This is a genomic window from Nocardia sp. NPDC060220 (genome assembly GCF_042727815.1).
Lineage (GTDB): Bacteria > Actinomycetota > Actinomycetes > Mycobacteriales > Mycobacteriaceae > Nocardia.
The window spans coordinates 1-5,542 of sequence record NZ_JBHWZY010000451.1 but is presented as its reverse complement, the minus strand read 5'-3'; the positions used below and the strand labels follow the sequence as shown (position 1 = coordinate 5,542).

5 protein-coding genes are annotated in these 5,542 nt (G+C 65.4%); 2 read left to right on the top strand and 3 right to left on the bottom strand.

Features of this window, described 5'->3' with window-relative positions:
• The first annotated feature begins 126 nt into the window (after positions 1-126).
• Together ACFWF3_RS22185 and ACFWF3_RS22180 are read left to right on the top strand one after the other, a co-directional pair.
• Positions 127-2,355 (top strand): ATP-binding protein, encoded by a 2,229-nt coding sequence (locus ACFWF3_RS22185; RefSeq protein ID WP_379315116.1) that lies wholly within the window; start codon positions 127-129, stop codon positions 2,353-2,355.
• A 114-nt stretch (positions 2,356-2,469) separates the two neighbouring features.
• Positions 2,470-3,072, top strand: coding sequence for a TetR/AcrR family transcriptional regulator (locus ACFWF3_RS22180; RefSeq protein ID WP_379315115.1), 603 nt, complete (start codon positions 2,470-2,472; stop codon positions 3,070-3,072).
• Positions 3,073-3,179: 107 nt separating this feature from the next.
• Here ACFWF3_RS22180 and ACFWF3_RS22175 read toward each other — a convergent pair whose 3' ends face one another.
• From ACFWF3_RS22175 to ACFWF3_RS22165, 3 genes are all read right to left on the bottom strand, one after another.
• Positions 3,180-3,632, bottom strand: a complete 453-nt coding sequence (locus ACFWF3_RS22175; RefSeq protein WP_379315114.1) for a MaoC family dehydratase — start codon at positions 3,630-3,632, stop codon at positions 3,180-3,182.
• A complete protein-coding gene (gene fabG, locus ACFWF3_RS22170) occupies positions 3,629-4,378 on the bottom strand; it encodes a 3-oxoacyl-ACP reductase FabG (RefSeq protein ID WP_379315113.1) in 750 nt (249 codons plus the stop codon). The genes ACFWF3_RS22175 and fabG overlap by 4 nt, the downstream gene beginning before the upstream one ends.
• A gap of 29 nt (positions 4,379-4,407) precedes the next feature.
• On the bottom strand, positions 4,408-5,542 hold a 1,135-nt coding region (locus ACFWF3_RS22165; RefSeq protein ID WP_379315112.1), incomplete at its 5' end, for an acetyl-CoA C-acetyltransferase.

Genomic DNA, 5,542 nt, shown 5'->3' with positions numbered 1-5,542 from the left:
GACCCCTTCGCGCGTAACCCCACGGAAACCCCGCTCCGCCACCCCGTGCCACCGTTCCGACGCCCTGCGTCAACCCGCCGTCCGCCCGCGCGACGTGGCCGGGGGATCCCCGATGATGTCAGTTCGATGCTCGAAGCAGCGATGTCCCGTGATCCCTCGGATCGGCCCACCGCAGAGATATTGGGCGAACAGCTGCAACAGATCGAACGTGATCATGGCTTCGCGGTCGACGAAATGTCCCTGTACACCGAGCCCGGCGCTGTACGCACACCCTTCCCGGCGCCGACTGCCGCACCGGCAAGCGAGACGGGGAACCTCCCGCTCGAACTATCCAGCTTTGTCGGCAGGCGGATCGAGATCGAGACAGTCGAGAACCTTCTCGCGGCGTCGCGCCTGGTGAGCCTGACCGGAACAGGTGGAGTCGGCAAATCGCGACTGGCCCTGCAGGTCGCTCACGAGATCACTCGCGACCAGGCCGACGGCGTGTGGCTGATCGAGTTGGCCGACCTGCGCGATCCAGCCCTGTTGGTCGAGGTCGTGGCTACCGCTCTCGGCGTCCGCAATCGCGGCACCGAACCCACATCAGAATTGCTCACCAGGTGGCTGGCCCCGCGCGAGCTACTGATGGTGCTGGACAACTGTGAGCACATCATCGACGCGGTGGCGAAGCTGACCGAGTCACTCCTGCGGACCTGCCGACGACTGAGGGTGCTGACCACGAGTCGCGAGACGCTCGGCCTCGGCGGCGAATCGGTGTTCGTAGTGCCTCCGCTGGCCCTATCCGGCCAGGGCGAACAACCGGATCCCGCCACACACCTCGGTGATGCCGAGACCTTGTTCGCCGAAAGAGCCGCTGCGGCGATGCCGAAATTCGAAGTGACCGAACACAATCGAGACCACGTGGCCCAGATCTGCACACGCCTGGACGGATTGCCGTTGGCAATCGAGCTCGCCGCGGCCCGATTGCGCACGATGTCGCCGGCTCAGATCGTATCCAAGCTCGACGACCCCCTCACCCTGCTGACCAGAGGAACACGAGGTGTACCGAAAAGGCAGCAAACCCTGCGATGGTGCATTGGCTGGAGCTTCGAGTTGTGCACGACACTCGAACGACGCCTGTGGAGCCAGCTCTCGGTGTTCGCCGGCGGATTCGAGCTGGACGCCGCCGCACAGGTGTGTGAGCCCGACCTGACCGAATCCGAATTGGACGACGCTATCGCGGTGCTCGTCGACAAGTCGATTCTCGTCGCCGACCAGCAGGACGGGACCATCCGGTTCCGCATGCTCGAAACCGTGCGGGAGTACGGCAGGCAGCAGGACGAGGACCCGCAAACGGCTCCACGCCACCGACAATGGTGTGTGCAGCTGGCACAGCAAGCCGAGCGTGATTGGATCAGCTCGCGCCAGTCATGGTGGGTCGCCCGATTGGAACGAGAACTTCCGAACCTGCGCCAAGCATTGGAGTTCAGTCTGTCCACAGCCGACCCGAGCGCGATCAGGATCGCGACCGCGCTGTACCTGTTCTGGTCCCGCAGCGGCCGATTCGGCGAAGGTCGAAGATGGCTCGAACACGCACTCGATCGCGCCGATACCGCGTCCACCACTGATCGCGCCAAAGCGCTGTACATGGCCCGCGTACTGGCTGCAGCGCAGAACGACCTTCCTGCGGCCGCCGATCGGATGACCCAACTCGCGGCTCTGAACCGACGGAGCGGCGACCCCCTCGTTGCGGCGATTGCCTCCCTCGCCGAGGTAAACCACACAATCGCCGGTGTCGGTGGCAGCATGGCTCAGGCAAGCGTCTTATTGGCCGACTCCGTCGACGCGCTCGCCAAATGCGGTGAACCAGGTCTCTACCTCGACGCCCAGATTTCGCTCGGCTGGTCATACGCATTCCAGGGCGAGATTACGCAGGCGCTCTCGTGCCTGCGAAGCGCTCTCGCGATCACAGAATCGGCGGGTGAAACCGACATTCGATCATGGGCACTGTGGGCAGCGGGTTTCGCGACGTGGCGCGGAAGCGATCCTGCCCGAGCAATTGAGTTGCTGGAGGCCGGGATCCGATCTGCTCAGCAAGCCGCTGATGTCCTGGTGGCTGCCGGCTGTTCGGAGATGCTGGCATGGATCGCAACCGACCGAAACCAATTCCGACGCGCAGCCACCTTGATGGGTGCAGCCGACACTCTCAGCAGCTCCGTCGGCAGCTCGGTATTCATCTTTCACGGGCTTCGCGCCTTTCACGACCGATCCGCACAGCGCAGTCGCGATGCACTCGGATCCGAGGAGTTCCAGGCCGCTGTCAGCGAGGGCACATCGATGGACTTCGCCACCGCGGTGGCTTTCGCGCTCAGCTAGCGCACACGGCCACCCGCTCGAATCACGTCCGCGATCAGAACTCCCGAGCCCGTCGGCCACGCCACGCGGCCCAGTCCGGAGCGGCCGCCGCCCACGCGAGATAATGGCCCAGAAATGACCGAGACCAGCGAAACCACCGAGCCCCGCGGCGACGCGACACGAGCGCGGCTGCTGGATGCCGCCATCGCCGCATTCGCCGAGAAGGGCTTCAACGGCACGACCACGCGCGACATCGCCACAGCTGCCGGGATGAGTCCGGCGGCTGTCTATGTGCACCACAAGTCGAAGGAAGAACTCCTCTACCTGATCTCGAGGTCAGGTCACCAAGAAACGCTGGACCTGGTTCGCGACGCGGTTGCCTCGTCGAGCGATCCGGCCACGGCGCTCCGCAATGTCATCCACGACTTCGCCGTTCACCATGCTCGCGCACAAACCGTGGCCCGAATCGTCAACTATGAGCTTGCTGCGCTGACACCCGAGCATCGCGCTGAGATCCGCGCGGTTCGCCGCCAGATCGACCACACGATTCGGGAGCTCGTCGACCGTGGGGTCGCGAGCGGTGTCTTCGACACGCCCGACTCACGCATTGCCACGGTCGCGCTCCTCTCGCTGGGAATCGACATCGCCCGGTGGTATCGGGAAGGGGGCGACTGGAGTCCTGAGGACATCGCCGTCACCTACGCCGACATGGCGCTCCGTATTGTCGGCGCTCGTTGACCGGACGTCATGGGATCTCCCGCGTCATCGATGGGCATCGATGACGCGGGATGGCGACGGTCACTGCGCTAGATCACCGAGCCGGACGGCTGAGGCTCTCTGCCGTGTCAGGTCACCACAAGCGCGACAACATCGACCACACACACGGGCTTGTCGCCGTCCTCGCGCTCGACGGTGACCCGAGTCGTGACCCGATGTCCGGCGCCGGAATCGACGACTGTCAGCAACTCCACACCCGCTCGAACCTTGGAATCGACCGGAACCGGGGCGGGAAATCGCAGCCTGTCGGCGCCGTAATTGACCGACATCTGCACTCCGTCGATCCGGTACACCTGGCTGAACAGATGCGGGACCAGCGACAACGTGAGGTAACCGTGGGCAACGGTTGTCCCGAATGGGCCGAGCGCGGCCTTGTCCGGGTCGACGTGGATCCACTGCCGGTCGCCGGTTGCCTCGGCGAACAGGTCGATCTGGTCCTGGGTCACCGTATGCCAGCCGGAGTGTCCGAGGTGGGTGCCGACCGCGGCCTCGACCTCGCCGATGTTCTGGAAAATCTTCACGTGGTCGGGCCTCCAGCGACGTAGAGCACCTGGCCGGAGACGAATCCGGCGTCGCGGCCGGCGAAGAACGCGACGGCGTGGGCGATGTCGTCGGGCACACCGGTACGAGCCACTGGAATCTGTGCCGCCGCAGCAGCTTTGAAGTCTTCGAAGGAGACACCCATGCGTTCCGCGGTCGCGGCCGTCATCTCGGTCTCGATGAAGCCCGGCGCGATCGCGTTGACCGTCACGCCGAACTTGCCGAGCTCCAGCGCGAGGGTCTTGGTGAAACCTTGCAGGCCGGCCTTGGCCGCCGAGTAGTTCGCCTGCCCGCGGTTACCCAGCGCCGAGGTACTGGACAGGTTCACGATACGACCGAAACCAGCTGCGGTCATGTACTTCTGGGCCGCACGGCTCATCAGGAACGAGCCACGCAGGTGGACGTTCATCACAATGTCCCAGTCATCGGCGCTCATCCGGAACAGCAGGTTGTCGCGAATGACACCGGCGTTGTTGACCAGCACGGTGGGTGCGCCGAGCTCGGCGACAACCCGCTCGACAGCGGCGTCGACAGCAGCCTCGTCGGAGACGTCCGCGCCGATCGCGATCGCGCGGCCGCCAGCGGCCTCGATCTGCTCGACAACGGGCTTGCATGCTGCCTCGTCGAGGTCGATCACGGCCACGGCCAGACCATCCGAAGCCAGACGGCGGGCCACAGTGGCACCGATACCCCTGGCGGCACCGGTCACGATTGCAGTGGTGGTCATCGAATTACTCCTGATCTGTTGCGGTTGTGTCATGAGAGGCGCTCGAGCACCATGGCCATGCCCTGGCCGCCGCCGACGCACATGGTCTCCAAGCCGAACTGCTTGTCGTGGTGGCGCAGTGAGTTGATCAACGTGCTGGTGATCCGGGCGCCGGTCATGCCGAACGGATGTCCGATCGCGATCGCGCCACCGTTGATGTTGAGCTTGTCCTCGGGTATGCCGAGCTCGCGGGCCGAGCCGATCACCTGGACCGCGAAGGCCTCGTTGATCTCGACCAGATCGATGTCACCGATACCGAGCCCGGCGCGCGCCAATGCTTGACGCGAGGCCTCGATCGGGCCCAGCCCCATGATCTCGGGTGAGAGCGCCGAAACGCCGGTGCTCACGACACGTGCGAGCGGCGTGACGCCCAGTTCCTTCGCGCGGGTGTCGGACATGATGACCAGGGCCGCCGCGCCGTCGTTGAGCGCGCAGCAATTGCCCGCGGTGACGGTCCCGTCGGGCCGGAAGACCGGCGCGAGCCCGGAGACGGCTTCCAGCGTGACGCCGGACCGGGGACCGTCGTCGGCGCTGACCACCGAACCGTCGGGCAGTGTGACCGGAGTGATGTCGTTGTCCCAGAATCCATTCGCGATGGCCTTTTCGGCCAGGTTCTGCGAGCGGACACCGAAGGCGTCCTGCTCGGCGCGGGTGATCCCGGTGCGCAGAGCGACGTTCTCGGCGGTCGGTCCCATGGCGATGTACACGTCGGGCAGCAGCCCATCGCCGCGCGGATCAGTCCACGACGCGCTGCCCGCCGCACGCTGCGCGGTGCGGGTCACAGCTTCGGCGAAGAGCGGGTTCTCAGTGTCGGGCGCACCGTCCGCGGAACCTTTGACGAAGCGGCTCACCGTCTCGACTCCTGCCGAGATGAATACGTCACCCTCGCCAGCCTTGATCGCATGAAGCGCCATACGCGTGGTCTGCAAGCTCGACGAACAGTAGCGGTTGACAGTCGTACCCGGCACTGTGTCCAGCCCGGCGGCGACCGCGACCACCCGGGCCATGTTGAACCCCGACTCACCAGCCGGCTGACCACAGCCCAGCACCAAGTCCTCGATGGAGGAGGGATCCAGCTCCGGCACCTGTGCCAGCGCCGCACGCACCATCTGGACAGTCAGGTCG

Coding starts and splice junctions, on each gene's coding strand:
- ACFWF3_RS22185 (WP_379315116.1), top strand. CDS start 127: ATGCTCGAAGCAGCGATGTCCCGTGATCCCTCGGATCGGCCCACCGCA.
- fabG (WP_379315113.1), bottom strand. CDS start 4,378: ATGACCACCACTGCAATCGTGACCGGTGCCGCCAGGGGTATCGGTGCC.
- ACFWF3_RS22180 (WP_379315115.1), top strand. CDS start 2,470: ATGACCGAGACCAGCGAAACCACCGAGCCCCGCGGCGACGCGACACGA.